This is a genomic window from Nonomuraea sp. NPDC049607, assembly GCF_040675375.1.
GTDB lineage: Bacteria > Actinomycetota > Actinomycetes > Streptosporangiales > Streptosporangiaceae > Nonomuraea.
The window spans coordinates 198,660-213,166 of record NZ_JBFAOV010000014.1 but is presented as its reverse complement, the minus strand read 5'-3'; the positions used below and the strand labels follow the sequence as shown (position 1 = coordinate 213,166).

Below are 14,507 nucleotides of genomic sequence, written 5' to 3'. Positions count from 1 at the left end.
AGAGGCCATCGATCAGGCGTCGTAGTGCCGCGTGAGCGGGTGGGCCCCAGGTGGCCTTGCCCGAGCTCGCAGGCCGGATCGCCGGCGGACAGGTCGCCGAAGTCGATCACGCCGCAGATGGTGCCGTCCGCGGTGAGGACGTTGGCCGGATGCAGGTCGCCGTGGAGCCAGAGCGCCGGGCCTGCCCAGTCGGGCGCGGCGACGGCGTCGTCCCAGACGGCGCGAACGGCCGGTGCAGCGCCGACAGGAAGGCGGCCAGGGCGTCGGCGGCCGCCGCGGCGCGCGTGACGGGGGCGCGGTCGGCGGGCTCGCCCGGCACCCAGGTGGTGACGATCCAGGGACGCGGATACCGCGGCGACGGCTCCCCGAGGCGCTGGGGGACGGGAACCGGCAGCGGGAGCCGCGGGGCGAGGCCGGGCAGCCAGGCATGCTCCTTGCGCAGCAGCGCGTCCGCGTCCCGCGTCGCCCAGGGCAACCGGACGGCGAGGTCGTCGCCGAGCCGCCAGAGCTGGTTGTCCCAGCCCCGCGCGCCGAGCCGCACCGGAGAACCGGCCAGGTCGGGATGCTGGTCACGCAGCAGCTCCCGCACCAGCTCCGCGCTGATCTCGACCTCGTGGTGCGTCATGCGGAGCAACCCTAGCCGGACGCTGGTCGGCAGCGCACGGGCCTCGCTCTGCCTGGAGACGGGCGACCTGGCCGGCGCGGAGAAGGCGCTGGAGAAGGCGTACGCGGCGGCGTCGGAGACCCGGGACCTGCCGATCCTGTCGCTGGTGGCGGTGAACGCCGCCGCGTACGCCGAGGCGCGCGGACGGCACCACGAGTCGGCCGTCCTGCTCGGCGCCGCGTCCCGGCTGCGCGGCGGCCACGACCGCACCGATCGGCAGGTTCGCGAGCTCACTCGGCGAGGGCGGGCCGCGCTGGGCGAGGACGCCTTCGCCGCGGCGTACGTGAAGGGCTGGCACCTGGACGGGAAGGCGGCCGCGATCGAAGCCGACCCGGCCCACCTGGCCTGAACGGATCCCCGGTCCGAAAGGCGTACCCCTTTGAGGGGGGTCAGCCGCGAGGACGGCGGGCCAGGCGCTCGGTGTGAGCCGAGCGGGCCGCGGGGCGGTCCGCCGGGTGCGACGCCTCCTGGGCCAGGCCGTTGAGCGTGGCACGGACCACGCGCCCGGTCTGGAGCTCGACCGCGTGCGGGTCGTCGAAGTGGATCAGGCCGTCGGCCAGCAGCACGGCCAGCCCGTGCAGCGCGGCCCACACCACGAACTCCGCCCCCTCGCGGGCGGCCCCCGGCAGGCCGCCGGCGTCGGCGAGCCGGTCGAGCTCCGCGGTGAGGACGTCGTGCGGGTGGGGGGAGATGGCGGAGTCGGGGGCGGTGGCGGCGCCGCGCAGCACGAGCCGGGCGACGGCCGGGTCGTCGAGCGACCAGCTCACATAGCCGCGCCCCAGGGCGATCAGCCGCCGCTGCGGGTCGTCGGCCTGGCCGGGCGCTCGTTCGCAGTCGTGCCGCAGGCGCTCCCCGAGCCAGGCGAGCGTGCGCTCGGACAGGGCGCGCACCAGCGTGTCGCGCGAGGCGAAGTGGTGGTAGGCGGCGCTGGGGCTGACGCCGACGCGGGCCGAGGCCTCGCGCAGGGACCAGCCGTCGACGCCGCGCTCGCGTACGAGAGCCTCGGCGGCGTCCAGCAGCGCGCTGCGCAGGTCGCCGTGGTGGTATCGCCCTTTCGCCATCGCCCGATCTTAACACTGATCAGATCTCTGCTACGCTCGCCAGCATCTCAACACTGTTCAGATTGGAGCCGGATCATGTGCCCCGCCGATGTGACGCCGAACGCGTCCCCCGACCTGAGCGACCTTCCCGACGTCCGGACCAGCCCGCCGCCGATCGTGCGCGGCGAGCCCGTCGAGGTGTCCGACGGCGTGTACGTCATCCCCGACAACCGCGTCGAGCTCGTCCCGAACGTCGGCATCGTCGTGGGCGAGCACTCCGCGCTGGTCATCGACACCGGCATGGGCCGCCGCAACGGCGCCCACGTCCTGGAGCAGGCCCGGCGCCTGGCGGGCGACCGGCGCCTGTACCTGACCGTCACGCACTTCCACCCCGAGCACGGGTTCGGGGCGCAGGCGTTCAAGGGTGCCGCGACGATCGTCTACAACGCCTCCCAGCGCGCGGAGCTGCACCGCAAGGGCGCCGCCTATGTCGAGATGTTCAAGGGGCTGAGCGCCGCCGCGGCGGCCGAGCTCGAAGGCGTGGAACTCGTCGATCCCGACCTGGTCTACGAAGGTCAGGCCGAGATCGACCTGGGTGGGCGCACGGCGACGCTGCTGGCGGTCGGGCCGGCGCACACGGGCTCCGACCAGGTCGTCGTCATCGACGACCGGGTGTTGTTCGGCGGCGACCTGATGGAGACCCGCATCTTCCCGATCGCGCCGTACTTCCCGCCGTACGACGTGGACGTGGACGGCCCCGGATGGATCGGCGTGCTCGACGATCTGATCACCCGCGGCCCCGAGGTCGTCGTGCCCGGCCATGGGGAGGTGGCCGGCGTCTCCCTGATCCGCGACGTCCGCGACTACCTCGACTACGTGTACGCGGAGGCTTCACGGTTGCACGCGGCCGGACTCTCCGCCGACGAGACGGCCGCGAAGATCGGCGAACAGGCCCGCGCCCGCTGGACCACCTGGGAACGCCCCGAGTGGATCACCCTGGCCGCCCGCGCCTTCTACGCGGGTATACACACGGCCTGAACGGCCGCGGCATCATTCGATCTGGCGGCTTCTCCGTCGGCACGCGGTCAGGAGGGATACGGGACATGCGGAAAGAGCGACGCCGGATCCACGAGTTGTCCATCGCGCGGGAGCAAGGTGAGCAGGACGCGCGGGTCATGTGGTTGTTGCCGTTCCAGCAGCGCACGCCGTACGAGGAGCCGCTCTTCGCGTGCTCCACGTCGCAGAGAGCGGTGGACCCGCACGCCCCCGTCGCCCTTTACGAGAGCCAGGAAGTCCATCTGACGGAACGGGACCCCTCGAACGCTTCCGAGCACATCTCCATCTTCGACACGCGGTGGCAGGTGCCGTCCACGTTCGTGTGGCACTGCCGCCCGTCGCCGGAATGGTTCCCGCCGATTTTCGAGACGCGACAGTCGACATTGTGCGACCTGTACGTCGCCTCCGCCGAGAAGGTGGAACTCGGGTGGAACGCGGACCTGCTCCTGCGCGTGCCGGTGCGTCCCGGATCGGACGGCCCCGAACCGGCGCCCACCCTCCTCACACCGGAGTCGTCCCACCATCGACCGTTGCTGGTCGAGCGGTCGGGCGTCACCCATCTGGCGGCGGACCAGGGCGATCTCGACCGGTGGCAGGAGGCCGCCGTCGTATACCTCACCGAACTCAACGAGGTGGTCAGGCAGGTCAGCCACGCATGGTGCGACTACGGCCATCGCATCGCACTGTCGTCCCGGCGGACGCGGAGACGCTTCGAGCGATGGCGGTCGACGCTGATGGACGGGCATGACCGTCTGGCACGCGCCTCCGACCGGTACCGGCCGGTGCACGACGAGGTGCGCGCCCAGATCGAGGAGACGTCGAGAACGCATCTGCGGATGGGTGCGCAGTTCTCCCGGCTGTTCAGGTGGCAGCAGCGGGAGGCGTGGTATCTGACGCCCTCCGGACCGGACGAGTTCCGCATCGCACGAACGGACGAGGCGGGTCCCGCCCCGACCGGCCGACCGGTGAGCCTTCAGCACGTCATCGAAGCGGCGAAGGAGAAACGCCGCGACCTGCACCGGGTGGACTGGCATCCGGACTCGGTCCACGCCGCCGACGGGGAGCTGGCGGCCATCACCGCGCGGCTGCCGCCTTCCGGCACGACCCCCCGGGGGCTGCCGATGGCCCCTGCGCCTTCTCCGTCGCTTTTCGCCCTGGTCGACGACTGGTTCAGGCTTGACGTCAAGGACCTGAGCGACCCCGCCGAACTCGAACGGGACCGCGCGCGACACGCCGAATGGGAGGAGGAGCGGGCCAGGTCGGCCCCGCAGCGTTCCTCCTCGACGTCCTCGGGCGGCAGCTACCCGACTTACCCGGGCGGCGGCGACTTCGGCGGGTTCGGGGGATTCACCGTTCATACCTGACGTCGCGCCGTCCACCAGGGTCGACCTCCGTGGAGCCGCGCCGGAGCAGGTCGCGCGGGGCTACTGCACGGTGAGGACCAGTTTCCCCCTGGTGTGGCCGGTCTCGCCGAGTGCGTGGGCCTTCGCCGCGTCCGCCAGTTCGAAGGTGCCGGCGATCTCCGCGCGCAACCGGCCGTCGGCCACGAGCCGGGCGATGGCCAGCATCCCGGCGTGGTCGTCCTGCACCAGCATGACCTCCGCCCGCACGCCGAGGCGGGCCGCTTCCCGGGCGAGCGCCCGGGTGCCGTCGTCGAGGCGCAGGGAGACCAGGAGACCGCCCGCGCGCAGGCTGCGCAGAGAGCCCATGGCGTGATCGCTGCCCTGGGCGTCCAGGACGACGTCGGCGTCGCGGACGGCCTCGGCGAGGTCCGTGGTGCGGTAGTCGTGGACCTCGTCGGCGCCCAGGGCGCGCAGGAAGTCGTGGTTGGGGGCGCCGGCGGTGCCGATCACGTACGCCCCGCGGGCCTTGGCGATCTGCACGGCGAGGTGGCCGACCCCGCCGGCGGCCGCGTGGACCAGCACCCGCCACCCGGCCTCGACGCGCGCGGTGTCCACGAGGGCCTGCCAGGCGGTGAGGGCGGCCAGCGGCAAAGCGCCGGCCTGCACGTGGTCGACGGCCGCGGGCTTGGGCGCGAAGGCGCGCGCGGGGCCGGTGACGTATTCGGCGTGCGAACCGGCTCCGTGCGGGTACGGCAGCATGCCGAACACCTCGTCACCCGGCTTGAAGAGGGTGACCCCGAGGCCGGTGGCCTCGACCACCCCGGAGACGTCCCAGCCGAGGACGAACGGCGGCTCGCCGAGCATGAGGCCGGGGATGGCGCGGTGTTTCCAGTCGGTCGGGTTGACGCCGGTGGCGCGTACCCGCACCAGAATCTCGCCCGCCCGGGCCGCCGGACGCGGCAGCCGGATCTCCTTGAGCACCTCGGGGCCGCCGACGACGTCCTGGCTGACGGCACGCATGGTGGTGATGTCGTTCATGCGCTCAGCCTGCTGGGTCCGGCCGTCCGCCGGGAGTGGCAGAAATGTCATTCGTCGATAGGATCATGCCATGCATCGTGTGGTCGTCCTGGCGCTCGACGGGGTCTATCCGTTCGAGCTCGGCATCCCGCAGCGGGTCTTCGGCACCGCGCCCGACCTCTACGAGGTGCTCACCTGCGCGGTCGAGGGCCATGCCGTGCGCACGAGCGCGGACTTCACGATCAGCACCCAGCACGGTCCGGAGCTCCTGGCCACGGCGGACACGGTGGTCGTCCCGCCGTACGCGTCGGCTCCCGACTCGGCGCGGCTGCCCCCTCAGGTGGCGGACGCCTTCCGGCTGATCCCGGCGGGCGCCCGGGTCGTGTCCATCTGCACCGGCGCGTTCGCGCTCGCGGCGGCGGGGCTGCTCGACGGCCGCCGGGTCACGACGCACTGGAACCAGGCGGCCCGGTTCAGCGCGTTGTTCCCCCGGGTGACCCTCGACGCGGAGGTGCTCTTCGTCGACGACGGCGACATCCTCACCTCGGCCGGCGCCGTGTCGGGTGTGGACGTCTGCCTGCACCTCATACGCAAGGACCACGGCAGCCGGCTGGCCAACCACGTCGCGCGCCGGTGCGTCGTGCCGCCGTGGCGGGACGGCGGTCAGGCGCAGTACATCGAACAGCCCGTGCCCGAGCCGTCCGCGGCGGGGACCTCCGCGACGCGGGAATGGGCGCTCGAACGGCTGGCCGAACCGCTGACGCTGACCGACCTCGCCGCACACGCCCGGATGAGCCTGCGCACGTTCGCCCGCCGCTTCCAGGACGAGGCCGGGATCAGTCCGGGGCGGTGGCTGACCCAGCAGCGGGTCGGCCGGGCACGGGAGCTCCTGGAGTCCAGCGACCTGCCCGTCGAACTGGTCGCCCACCAGGTGGGATTCGCCACCGCCGCGTCTTTGCGTCAGCATCTGCACGCCGCGATCGGGGTCTCGCCGCAGGCGTACCGCCACACCTTCCGGGCCGCCGCCGCGCCGGCTCAGGTGACGTCGCGCCGGAGCGTGACGAGCCCGGCGACCAGGACGACGACCGCCACGTAGCCGGCGAACAACAACCCCCCGCCCCAGGCGGGCAGCAGGTCCGCGGTGTCCGGTCGCAGGCCGCCGAGCGCCCTGGCCGCCCCCGTCGGAAGCCAGGGATAGACGCCGGGAGCCAGCCAGGTCAGGAGGTAGTCGCCGTACAGGAAGATCAGGGCCGCCAGGACGACGGCGGCGAGCTGGTTCCTGATCAGCACGGCCAGCGCGACCCCGAACACCGCGTACCCGGCCGTGGCGAGCACCCCGCCCGCGAGGGACGGCAGCACGTCGGGGCCCGTCACCGGCAGTCCCCTGACGGCCAGCAGCGCCGCGCCCGCCGCGAGCGTGGTCAGCGCCGACACCACGGCCACCGCCAGGCCGAGCAGGCCGTAGGCCAGCAGCTTCGCCGTCACCACGGCCCCTCTGCGTGGTGTGACGAGGAAGGACCAGCCGATGGTCTGATGCCGGAACTCGCCGGACATGCCCAGCACGCCCAGGATCAGGGTGAAGACGTAGGCCTGCTGGGCCATGCCGTAGACGTTCCCCGGCGGCGGGGCCGGTGACGACATGGCGACGAGGGCCGCCCACGACACGCAGAACGCGGGGGCGATCGCGGCGAGGACCCAGGTGGCACGGTTCGCGCGGGCCCTCGACAGCTCCGCGCGGACGAGCCGCGCCGTCCTGCCGCCGGCCGGCGGGCCGAGGGGGGTCATCCGGTCACCTCCAGGTAGAGCTCCTCCAGGCCGGCCCCGGTCCTGAGCGGACCGCTCCACCGCAGGCGGCCGGCCGCGACGATCACCACGTGGTCGGCGATCTGCTCGACCTCGACCAGCACGTGGCTGGAGAGCAGCACGCTGTTGCCGTCCATGGCGTACGCCCGCAGGAACCCGCGCAACCACCGGATGCCGGCCGGGTCGAGCCCGTTGGCCGGCTCGTCCAGGACGAGCAGCCCGGGTTCGCCGAGCAGCGCGGTGGCCAGGGCGAGCCGCTGCCGCATGCCCAGTGAGAACCCGCGCACCCTTCTGGGCCCGGCCTGCGCGAGGTCGACGAGTTCGAGCACCTGCCCGACCCGCGCCTCGTCGAGCCCCGCCGCGACGGCGACGGCCCTCAGGTGCGCCTGCGCGGTGAGACCGGGATGGAAGCCGGTGGCCTCCAGCACCGCGCCGACCTGCCGGAGCGGCTGGTCGAGGTCGCGGTACGGCCGGCCGCCGACGGTCGCGCGGCCCGAGTCGGGGGTGACCAGGCCCAGGATCATGCGCAGTGTGGTCGTCTTGCCCGCCCCATTGGGCCCGAGGAAGGCGGTGACGGCGCCGGGGGGAGTCTCGAAGGACAGGTCGTCGACGGCGGCGACCTTCCCGTACGACTTGCTGACGTGCTCGACGCGGATGACTGTCATGGTCGCCAGCCTCCGGCAACGGCCCCGGCGGACGCTTGGGAGCACGGGTGGAACCCGACTCCACCCGTGGGCCGATGACCGCGGCCACGCGGGCGGCTAGCGTGAACTCGTGGTCCTCCCCCGCCGCCCGGTGATCCGCCTTCTCATCGCGCTGCTCCTGGTCTACCTCGCCTACGGCCCGGTCTTCCTGGTGCTCACCCGCCCGACCGCGGCCGCGGCCCTGCTCGTCCTGCCGCTGGCGGCGGCCCCTCTGGCCGCGTGTGTGTGGGCGCTGGCCGGGCGGTCCACGCGGCGCAACGCCTGGCTGTTGCTGACCACCGTGGCCGGCGGCCTGGTCATGCACCTGGTCGAGCCGTACAGCGGGGTCGGCTTCTGCTTCGTGACGGCCTTCGCCGCGCCCTTCCGGACCAGACCACGCGTCGCGATGGCGTTGACCACACTGATCATCGTCGGCATGCCGGGCGTGTCGTACCGTACCGGGCTCGACATGAACACGGCCTGGAGGAGACCCGCAGGGCGCTGGACATGCTGCGCGGCGAGGACCTGCCGCTGCGGGAGCGCCTCGAACGGCTGGCGGCGGAGTTCCGGGCCGCCACGGGGAGGGAGTGCGTCCTGTCGATCGAGGAGGGCGCCCAGGCCTTGGGCGCGGAAGCGCGGCTGGCCGTCGCCCGCACCGCCCAGGAGGCGCTGACCAACGTGCGCAAGCACGCGCCGGGCGGCGGCCACGGCCTGGTCGGCATGCGCGAACGGGCCGCGCTCATCGGCGGCACGCTCACCACCCACGCCCAGGAGGACGGGTTCACCGTGCTGCTGCGGGTGCCGTCATGAGCGTTCGGGTGCTGGTGGTCGACGACCAGACGGTGGTGCGCGAGGGGCTGGTGCTGCTGCTTGAGCTCGTGCCCCGGGTCCAGGTCGTCGGCACGGCCGGCGACGGCCTGCAGGCGGTGCGCATGGCGGCCGAACTGCTGCCCGACGTGGTGCTGATGGATCTACGGATGCCGCTGCTCGACGGCGTCGAGGCGACCCGCCGCATCCGTGCCGCGCGGCCCGCCACCGAGGTCGTGGTGTTGTCGACGTACTGCGACGACGAGCTGGTGTTCGCCGCCCTGAGCGCCGGCGCCCGGGGCTATCTCACCAAGGACACCGACGCCGAGTCCCTGGCCCAGGCCGTGTGCGGGGTGGCAGGGGGGCGGACGCCGTTCTCGCCGCGGGTACAGCGCGGGCCGGGCCCCGGCCCCCATCGCTGCCGCCGGATCGGTGTGGGGGCGGCTCCCGTCCCCTCCCCGACGGGCTCACCCAGCGGGAGGGCGGGGTGCTGGAGCTGATCGCGGCAGGCTGCTCCAACGCCGAGATCGCGGCCCGCCTGTTCATCTCCGAGGCCACTGTGAAGAGCCACATCAACAACTTGTTCGCCAAGATCGGCGTACGCGACCGGGCCCAGGCGGTCACCTACGCCTTCAGGAACGGCCTGGCGCCCCGCGAGTGAGCTGCGCCGGCGTTTCGGATGTGTCGTTATAGAGTTTTCGCTCATCGCGTCACTTAACCGGCGTCGAGGGGCATAGTAATTTGCTCGAATGCCTCAATCACGTGGTAGGCGACGGCCGGTCATCGTACGATGGCTGGCCGTCCTCGTCATCGCCGCCGGCATCCCGGCGGGAACGGGCTCATCAACCGCGTACGCGTCGGTCACGCAACCGCCGCCGAACGCCGTCATCGTCTGGGACCGCAACGCCCAGACCGCCATCTGGGACGTCGCCGGCCAGCAACCGCAGGTCCAGGCCCGCAGCTTCGCCATGGTCCACGGAGCCGTCTACGACGCGGTGAACGCGATCGCCGGCACCCCCTACCAGCCGTACCTGATCGCTCCCCGGGCCGACGGCGGGGAGTCGGCGGAGGCCGCCGTCGCCACCGCCGCCTTCCGCGTGCTGAACAAGCTCTTCCCGGCCCAGCAGGCACGACTGACGACCCAGTACGACGAATACCTGGCCACGATCGCCGACGGCCGCGCGAAACGACGCGGCATCGCCGTGGGCGACCAGGCGGCGGCCGCGATGATCGCCGCCAGGGAGAACGACGGGGCGTTCGGCGACCAGACCTGGCCCACCGGCACCGAGCCCGGCCGGTGGCGGCCGACGCCGCCCACGAACGCCTCGGACGGGGCCTGGGTCGGCGAGCTCAAGCCGTTCCTCATCCCCAGCGCGTCGATGTTCCGCACGTCGGGCCCGCCCGCGCTCACCAGCGCCCGCTACGCCAGGGACTTCAACGAGCTCAAGCGGATCGGCGCGGCCGGCAGCACGGTCAGGACGCAGGACCAGACGGAGGCCGCGATCTACTGGCACGACCGGCGCCTGGCCGAATGGGAGATCAAACGCCAGCTCGCCACGACGCGGCGGCTGAACACCCTTCAGGCGGCCCGGATGTTCGCGATGGTCGACCTGTCCGAGGCCGACGCCACGACCGCCTGTTACAACGAGAAGGCGGCGTGGGCCTTCTGGCGGCCGATCACCGCGATCCGCCTGGGCGACACCGACGGCAACCCCGCCACCGTGGCCGACCCGGACTGGACGCCGCTGCTCGTCACCCCGCCGCACCCCGACTACACCTCCGGGCACACCTGCTTCACGGCGGCCAGCATGTCGGCGCTGACCGCCTTCTTCGGCAGGGACGACATCCCCTTCAGCGGATACAGCGCCGATTCGGGCACCACCAGGAACTTCCGCGGCTTCTCCCACGCCCTGGCCGAGGTCGTCGAGGCCCGCATCTGGGGCGGCATCCACACCCGTACGGCGGACGTGCAGGGCGCCAGGATCGGCGCCCAGGTCACCGCCTACATGGTCAGGCACTACTTCCGGCCGAAACGGTGAGACCGGGCAAGCGACCCGACCTGCGCTGAGACAGCCGCCCGGGTCATCGACCTCCCGCACGAGGTCGGTCACCGGGCGGCGGTCACAGAACGGCGGTGTCGAGCGGGATCGGGCGGAACATCTGCGGCTCGTCCTCGGGGGTCAACGCCGTCGGACCGAAGATCCAGTCGACGAACGAGTAGTCGAGGACGTCGCGGTCCCGCAGCAGGGCGTTGCGCTGCAGCCTGGCAAGGCCGTCGAGGTGCCACAAGGCGCCCCACGCCCGCGCGGTGGTCACCACGCGGCGGCAGTGCTCGGGCCGTACCGCCTGGTAGGCGGCGAGCGTCCGGTCCCAGTCCACGTCCGGGCCGCCCTCGGCGCACTGGGCGGCGACGTGCTCGCCGAGCACCCAGCCGTCCTCGATCGCCATGATCGCGCCCTGTGCCATGTACTGCAGGGGCGGGTGCGCGGCGTCGCCGAGCAGCGCAATACGGCCGGTGACCCAGGACATGATCGGGTCGCGGTCGAACATCCGCCACCAGCGGTCGCGCCACATCAGCGGCAACCCCTTCTGGACCTGGTCGCAGGTGCCCGCGAACGCCGCGTCCAGCTCGTCGGGGGTTCCCCAGTCGTCCTCGCCGGCCAGCGCCTTGGGCGACTCGAACACCGCGACCTGGTTGAACGTCCGCGCGCCCCGCAGGGGGTACTGCACGAAGTGGCAGCGCGGGCCGATGTACACCACGACGTCCTTGTCGTGGACGTCGTTGCCGGCCACCTGCTCGTACGGCACGGCGCAGCGGTAGGCGACGTACCCGGAGCTCACCGGCTCGTCCTGGACCAGCAGTTCGCGGGCGACCGAGTGCAGCCCGTCGGCGGCGATCACCACGCCCGCCTCGTCCGCGCGGCCGTCGGCGAAGCGCACGCGGGCGCCGCCGTCGAGGTTGCCGTACCACGTGCAGCGGGCGTCGGTGAGCAGCTCGACGCCCGCGCGTTCGCAGGCGCGCAGCAGGATGCCGTGCAGGTCGCTGCGGTGGATCACCAGGTACGGGTAGCCGTAGCGGCGTTCGACGTCGCGGAGATCGAGCCGGGTCAGCTCGCCGGCGTCCACGGCGTCCTTCATGACCATGGTCTCGGGCAGCACGCCGAGGGCGGCCGCCTCCTCCAGCAGCCCGAAACGATCCAGGATGCGGGTGCAGTTCGGGGCGAGCTGGAGTCCCGCGCCGACCTCGCCGAACGCGGAGGCCGCCTCGTACACCCTGACCCGCAGCCCCTGGCGGACCAGGGCGAGCGCGGCGGACAGGCCGCCGATGCCGCCCCCGACGACGATCACGTCGGCGCGGGTGGAGGGGAAGCTGTCCATGGGGTCCTCTTTCGTCACAGCCATGGAGGCAGGGTCGGTGGGGGGCCGCCGTCGGCGGCGGTCACGCCGCTCGCCGGGCGTCCGGCCAGGTAGGCGGTCACGTCGGCCAGCGATCCCCGGACGTCGGGCACGGCGTCGTGGCCCCGCTTGGCGCGGATGTCGTCCCGCAGCTCCCGCAGGAAGTCGCCGGGCAGGTCGGCGAAGGTGAGCCCGGTCGCGAGGTCCACCGCGTGCACCATGACCTCCCGGGCGCGCATCCACGGGGTCTCGCTCGCCGGCACGGTCCGCCCCTGGGCGGTCACCACCTCGGCCCGCCACGCCTGCTCGGGCAGTGCCGCCATCGCGGCGCCCAGGGTCGCGGCGGACTCGGTGAACCACCGGGTCAGCTCGCCGGCGCCGAGCAGGGCGCCTCGCTCGATCCCGGCGGCGCGCTCCTGCGGCGAGGCGTACATCGGGCTCTCCTCGCCGGTGCGCGCCCACCGGACCAGGTTGCCGATCGCCTCGGCGTTCGCCGCCAGGTGGGCCACGACGTGCCTGCGCGTCCAGCCCGGCAGAGCCGACGCGGCGCCGTACTCCTCCTCCGACAGGCCGGCGATCGCCGAGGCGCACAGCGCGGTCCCGGCGTCGGCCCAGGCGAGCGTGGCGGCCAGGTCGCGCGGCATCAGTCGCCCTCTCGCACGACGCGGTTCTCCAGCCTGCCCAGCGACTCGATCTCGGTCACGACGACCTCGCCGCCCTTCAGGAAGACCGGGGGCTTGCGCGCGTGGCCGACGCCGCCCGGCGTGCCGGTCGCGATCACGTCGCCCGGGTTGAGCCGGACGATCGTCGAGACGTAGCGGACCAGGGCGACCGGGTCGAAGAGCAGGTCGCCGGTGTTGTCCGACTGCATCACCTGGCCGTCGACCTCGCATCGGATGTCGAGCGCCGGACGCGGGCCGGTCTCGTCCGCGGTGACGAGGAACGGGCCGAGCGGGGTGGTGGAGTCCCAGTTCTTGCCCTGCAGCCATTCCCGGGTCCGGAACTGCCAGTCCCGGCAGGTGATGTCGTTGAGCACGGTGAACCCGGCGATCGCGGCGACCGCCTGCTCCTCGTCCGCGCGGCGCGTCTGCCGGCCGATGACGACGGCGAGCTCGGCCTCCCAGTCGAACTGCCCGGTCTCGGCCGGACGCCGGATCTCGTCCGTGGCGCCGATGAGGGTGTCGGCGAACTTGGAGAAGAGCGTCGGGTACTCGGGCAGGTCGCGGCCCATCTCCTTGATGTGGTTCTGGTAGTTCAGTCCGACGCAGACGACCTTGCTCGGCCGCGGCACGACCGGGGCGAGGTCGGCTCCGTCCAGCGCGTGCCGGGGGCCGTCGGCGGTCGCGGCGGCCCGGAGACCGCCGGGCGCTGCCAGCACCGCGCCGACGTCGGGCAGGCCCACCTCGACGAGCTGGTCTCCCTCGACGCGGACGGCGGCGGTGCGGTGGTCGTCCAGACGGACGGTGGCGAGCTTCATCGGCCGCCCTCCTCGGTGTGGCTGCGGAACAGGTTGAGTTTGGTGAAGATCGGGGCGTCGCTGAACTGGAACAGGTCGAGCGCGCCGGAGTCGGAGTCGGAGCCCGACGCCTCCGAGCGGATCGACAGCGGTTGCCAGGACGGCACGACGAAGAGGTCCCCGCGGGTGACCTGCCAGGACACGTCGCCGACGGTGACCCGGCCGGACCCGTCGAAGACCTGGTAGACCGACGAGCCGGTCTCCCGGTACGGCGCGGTCTCCACGCCCGGCACGATCCGGTGGAACTGCGCCCGGATCGTCGGGAGCACGTCGCCCGCGGTCGTCGGGTCGGTGTAGCGGACCAGGGCGTGGCCGGGTTCGATCGTGCCGGGGTGTCCCTCCCGCTCCAGCGCGAGCTGGTCGGCCAGCGCGGCGTCGGTGTCGGTCCAGCGGTAGCAGAGCAGGGGCGTGCCCTCGTGCCGGCGCAGCTGCGAGACCGGCGCCAGGCCGGGGTGTCCCCACAGGCGTTGCGAGCGGGAGCGGTCGGGGGTGGCGTGCTCCTCCTCGCTGAGGGTGTCCCGGCCGAAGTCGAAGAACTGCGCCTCGACGCCGTACTGGAAGGGGATGTCGAGACCGTCGATCCAGGCCATCGGGGTGTCGGCCGCGTTGTGGTGGGCGTGCCAGTGCAGGCCGGGCTGGGGCAGGAAGTCGCCCCTGCGCATCGGCACCGGGTCGCGCTCGACCACCGTCCACACCCCTTCGCCCTCGACGACGAAGCGGAAGGCGTTCTGGGTGTGCCGGTGCTCGGGGGCGTTCTCGCCCGGCATCAGGTACTGGATCGCGGCCCAAAGGGTCGGCGTCGCGTAGGGCTTGCCGCCCAGGCTCGGGTTGGCCAGCGCGATCGCCCGGCGCTCGCCGCCGCGGCCGACCGGGACCAGTTCCCCGGCGCGGCCGGCGAGGCCCAGCAGCGTGTTCCAGTCCCACCGGTGCGACTGCGCGCTGGAGCGCGGGTGCGGCGGCATCAGGTCGCCGATCTCGGTCCACAACGGGACGAGCAGCGCCTCTTCGAAGCCTCGGTAGAGGTCCTCCAGGTCGGGGCTGAGGGAGGGCTGGTCCGGCCGGTCCACAGCGGCGAGCCTGACCGGCGACCTGCCTGCGTTCACATGGGGCATGGCCCCGACTATCCGTGGAGTTGACGGATCCGGAAAAGAGGATTCTGCAGGACGGAATTGTGTGCGAGGA

At 72.8% G+C, this 14,507-nt stretch carries 17 protein-coding genes and 2 pseudogenes; 8 read left to right on the top strand and 11 right to left on the bottom strand.

Annotated elements, in window-relative coordinates; all coding sequences use genetic code 11:
* Window positions 1–119: 119 nt before the first annotated feature.
* Both AB0J97_RS27190 and AB0J97_RS27185 read right to left on the bottom strand, forming a co-directional pair.
* Window positions 120–425, bottom strand: a pseudogene (locus AB0J97_RS27190) (phosphotransferase); the annotation flags it as partial.
* 57 nt (window positions 426–482) lie between these two features.
* Window positions 483–625, bottom strand: a pseudogene (locus AB0J97_RS27185) (aminoglycoside phosphotransferase); the annotation flags it as partial.
* Here AB0J97_RS27185 and AB0J97_RS27180 point away from each other — a divergent pair.
* The gene (locus tag AB0J97_RS27180; protein ID WP_364093180.1) at window positions 624–1,013 is read left to right on the top strand and encodes a hypothetical protein; all 390 of its coding nucleotides are present in this window, start codon (window positions 624–626) and stop codon (window positions 1,011–1,013) included. The pseudogene AB0J97_RS27185 and the gene AB0J97_RS27180 sit on opposite strands and share 2 nt — an antisense overlap.
* A gap of 40 nt (window positions 1,014–1,053) precedes the next feature.
* Here the strand turns inward: AB0J97_RS27180 and AB0J97_RS27175 are convergent, their stop codons facing one another.
* Complete coding sequence (locus tag AB0J97_RS27175) at window positions 1,054–1,725, bottom strand: TetR/AcrR family transcriptional regulator (RefSeq protein WP_364093177.1); 672 nt, start codon at window positions 1,723–1,725, stop codon at window positions 1,054–1,056.
* A gap of 75 nt (window positions 1,726–1,800) precedes the next feature.
* Here AB0J97_RS27175 and AB0J97_RS27170 point away from each other — a divergent pair, with 75 nt between their 5' ends.
* Entirely contained in the window at window positions 1,801–2,742 is a 942-nt protein-coding gene (locus tag AB0J97_RS27170; RefSeq protein WP_364093174.1) for an MBL fold metallo-hydrolase, read from the top strand.
* A gap of 65 nt (window positions 2,743–2,807) precedes the next feature.
* Window positions 2,808–4,124 carry a hypothetical protein gene (locus AB0J97_RS27165; RefSeq protein WP_364093171.1) on the top strand — a complete coding sequence of 439 codons (1,317 nt, stop codon included), beginning with the start codon at window positions 2,808–2,810 and terminating at the stop codon, window positions 4,122–4,124.
* A gap of 60 nt (window positions 4,125–4,184) precedes the next feature.
* Here the strand turns inward: AB0J97_RS27165 and AB0J97_RS27160 are convergent, their stop codons facing one another.
* The gene (locus tag AB0J97_RS27160; RefSeq protein ID WP_364093168.1) at window positions 4,185–5,141 is read right to left on the bottom strand and encodes an NADP-dependent oxidoreductase; all 957 of its coding nucleotides are present in this window, start codon (window positions 5,139–5,141) and stop codon (window positions 4,185–4,187) included.
* Window positions 5,142–5,211: 70 nt separating this feature from the next.
* On the opposite strand from AB0J97_RS27160, the gene AB0J97_RS27155 reads away from it, so the two are divergent.
* Entirely contained in the window at window positions 5,212–6,216 is a 1,005-nt protein-coding gene (locus AB0J97_RS27155; protein WP_364093166.1) for a helix-turn-helix domain-containing protein, read from the top strand.
* Here AB0J97_RS27155 and AB0J97_RS27150 read toward each other — a convergent pair.
* From AB0J97_RS27150 to AB0J97_RS27140, 3 genes are all read right to left on the bottom strand, one after another.
* Complete coding sequence (locus AB0J97_RS27150) at window positions 6,156–6,905, bottom strand: hypothetical protein (protein ID WP_364093163.1); 750 nt, start codon at window positions 6,903–6,905, stop codon at window positions 6,156–6,158. The genes AB0J97_RS27155 and AB0J97_RS27150 overlap by 61 nt on opposite strands.
* The gene (locus AB0J97_RS27145; protein WP_364093160.1) at window positions 6,902–7,588 is read right to left on the bottom strand and encodes an ATP-binding cassette domain-containing protein; all 687 of its coding nucleotides are present in this window, start codon (window positions 7,586–7,588) and stop codon (window positions 6,902–6,904) included. The genes AB0J97_RS27150 and AB0J97_RS27145 overlap by 4 nt, the downstream gene beginning before the upstream one ends.
* A 171-nt stretch (window positions 7,589–7,759) precedes the next feature.
* Entirely contained in the window at window positions 7,760–8,083 is a 324-nt protein-coding gene (locus AB0J97_RS27140; RefSeq protein WP_364093157.1) for a hypothetical protein, read from the bottom strand.
* Between the two features lie 30 nt (window positions 8,084–8,113).
* Here AB0J97_RS27140 and AB0J97_RS27135 point away from each other — a divergent pair, with 30 nt between their 5' ends.
* The 4 genes from AB0J97_RS27135 to AB0J97_RS27120 all read left to right on the top strand — a co-directional run bounded on the left by AB0J97_RS27135 (window position 8,114) and on the right by AB0J97_RS27120 (window position 10,452).
* The gene (locus AB0J97_RS27135; protein WP_364093154.1) at window positions 8,114–8,416 is read left to right on the top strand and encodes a hypothetical protein; all 303 of its coding nucleotides are present in this window, start codon (window positions 8,114–8,116) and stop codon (window positions 8,414–8,416) included.
* Window positions 8,413–8,913, top strand: coding sequence for a response regulator transcription factor (locus AB0J97_RS27130; protein WP_364093151.1), 501 nt, complete (start codon window positions 8,413–8,415; stop codon window positions 8,911–8,913). Before AB0J97_RS27135 ends, AB0J97_RS27130 begins: the two co-directional genes overlap by 4 nt.
* Window positions 8,901–9,074: a LuxR C-terminal-related transcriptional regulator gene (locus AB0J97_RS27125; protein WP_364093148.1), complete on the top strand. Its 174-nt coding sequence runs from the start codon at window positions 8,901–8,903 to the stop codon at window positions 9,072–9,074. Before AB0J97_RS27130 ends, AB0J97_RS27125 begins: the two co-directional genes overlap by 13 nt.
* A gap of 88 nt (window positions 9,075–9,162) precedes the next feature.
* Window positions 9,163–10,452: a vanadium-dependent haloperoxidase gene (locus tag AB0J97_RS27120; protein WP_364093145.1), complete on the top strand. Its 1,290-nt coding sequence runs from the start codon at window positions 9,163–9,165 to the stop codon at window positions 10,450–10,452.
* A gap of 82 nt (window positions 10,453–10,534) precedes the next feature.
* On the opposite strand, the gene AB0J97_RS27115 is transcribed toward AB0J97_RS27120, so the two are convergent.
* From AB0J97_RS27115 to AB0J97_RS27100, 4 genes are read right to left on the bottom strand one after another with little or no spacing between them, the layout of a single operon-like run.
* A complete protein-coding gene (locus tag AB0J97_RS27115) occupies window positions 10,535–11,815 on the bottom strand; it encodes an FAD-dependent monooxygenase (protein WP_364093142.1) in 1,281 nt (426 codons plus the stop codon).
* Window positions 11,806–12,453, bottom strand: coding sequence for a maleylpyruvate isomerase family mycothiol-dependent enzyme (locus AB0J97_RS27110; protein ID WP_364093139.1), 648 nt, complete (start codon window positions 12,451–12,453; stop codon window positions 11,806–11,808). The genes AB0J97_RS27115 and AB0J97_RS27110 overlap by 10 nt, the downstream gene beginning before the upstream one ends.
* A complete protein-coding gene (locus tag AB0J97_RS27105; RefSeq protein WP_364093136.1) occupies window positions 12,453–13,286 on the bottom strand; it encodes a fumarylacetoacetate hydrolase family protein in 834 nt (277 codons plus the stop codon). The genes AB0J97_RS27110 and AB0J97_RS27105 overlap by 1 nt, the downstream gene beginning before the upstream one ends.
* A complete protein-coding gene (locus tag AB0J97_RS27100) occupies window positions 13,283–14,437 on the bottom strand; it encodes a cupin domain-containing protein (protein WP_364093134.1) in 1,155 nt (384 codons plus the stop codon). Before AB0J97_RS27100 ends, AB0J97_RS27105 begins: the two co-directional genes overlap by 4 nt.
* Window positions 14,438–14,507 lie beyond the last annotated feature (70 nt).

Coding starts and splice junctions, on each gene's coding strand:
- AB0J97_RS27180 (WP_364093180.1), top strand. CDS start 624: ATGCGGAGCAACCCTAGCCGGACGCTGGTCGGCAGCGCACGGGCCTCG.
- AB0J97_RS27175 (WP_364093177.1), bottom strand. CDS start 1,725: ATGGCGAAAGGGCGATACCACCACGGCGACCTGCGCAGCGCGCTGCTG.
- AB0J97_RS27170 (WP_364093174.1), top strand. CDS start 1,801: ATGTGCCCCGCCGATGTGACGCCGAACGCGTCCCCCGACCTGAGCGAC.
- AB0J97_RS27165 (WP_364093171.1), top strand. CDS start 2,808: ATGCGGAAAGAGCGACGCCGGATCCACGAGTTGTCCATCGCGCGGGAG.
- AB0J97_RS27160 (WP_364093168.1), bottom strand. CDS start 5,141: ATGAACGACATCACCACCATGCGTGCCGTCAGCCAGGACGTCGTCGGC.
- AB0J97_RS27155 (WP_364093166.1), top strand. CDS start 5,212: ATGCATCGTGTGGTCGTCCTGGCGCTCGACGGGGTCTATCCGTTCGAG.
- AB0J97_RS27150 (WP_364093163.1), bottom strand. CDS start 6,905: ATGACCCCCCTCGGCCCGCCGGCCGGCGGCAGGACGGCGCGGCTCGTC.
- AB0J97_RS27145 (WP_364093160.1), bottom strand. CDS start 7,588: ATGACAGTCATCCGCGTCGAGCACGTCAGCAAGTCGTACGGGAAGGTC.
- AB0J97_RS27135 (WP_364093154.1), top strand. CDS start 8,114: ATGCTGCGCGGCGAGGACCTGCCGCTGCGGGAGCGCCTCGAACGGCTG.
- AB0J97_RS27130 (WP_364093151.1), top strand. CDS start 8,413: ATGAGCGTTCGGGTGCTGGTGGTCGACGACCAGACGGTGGTGCGCGAG.
- AB0J97_RS27120 (WP_364093145.1), top strand. CDS start 9,163: ATGCCTCAATCACGTGGTAGGCGACGGCCGGTCATCGTACGATGGCTG.
- AB0J97_RS27115 (WP_364093142.1), bottom strand. CDS start 11,815: ATGGCTGTGACGAAAGAGGACCCCATGGACAGCTTCCCCTCCACCCGC.
- AB0J97_RS27110 (WP_364093139.1), bottom strand. CDS start 12,453: ATGCCGCGCGACCTGGCCGCCACGCTCGCCTGGGCCGACGCCGGGACC.
- AB0J97_RS27105 (WP_364093136.1), bottom strand. CDS start 13,286: ATGAAGCTCGCCACCGTCCGTCTGGACGACCACCGCACCGCCGCCGTC.
- AB0J97_RS27100 (WP_364093134.1), bottom strand. CDS start 14,437: ATGCCCCATGTGAACGCAGGCAGGTCGCCGGTCAGGCTCGCCGCTGTG.